Consider the following 474-nt stretch of genomic DNA (forward strand, 5'->3'; position numbering starts at 1 on the left):
GTGTTCAAGGTAACACAGGTGCTACTGGTGCCACTGGACCTCAAGGTGTTCAAGGTAACACAGGCGCTACCGGCGCTACTGGTGCTACTGGACCTCAAGGTGTTCAAGGTAACACAGGTGCTACTGGCGCTACTGGACCTCAAGGCGCTCAAGGTAACACAGGTGCTACTGGTGCCACTGGACCTCAAGGTGTTCAAGGTAACACAGGCGCTACTGGACCTCAAGGTGTTCAAGGTAACACAGGTGCTACTGGCGCTACCGGTGCCACTGGACCTCAAGGTGTTCAAGGTAACACAGGTGCTACTGGTGCCACTGGACCTCAAGGTGTTCAAGGTAACACAGGCGCTACTGGACCTCAAGGTGTTCAAGGTAACACGGGTGCTACTGGTGCCACTGGACCTCAAGGTGCTCAAGGTAACACGGGTGCTACTGGTGCCACTGGACCTCAAGGTGTTCAAGGTAACACAGGTGCTA

General features: G+C 54.9%; 1 pseudogene. It reads left to right on the plus strand.

Annotated features, from left to right (window positions below):
- A pseudogene (locus D1166_RS30985) lies at positions 1-474 on the plus strand (collagen-like protein); the annotation flags it as partial.

It is taken from the genome of Bacillus sp. ISO11 (assembly GCF_003458115.1).
Lineage (GTDB): Bacteria > Bacillota > Bacilli > Bacillales > Bacillaceae_G > Bacillus_A > Bacillus_A cereus.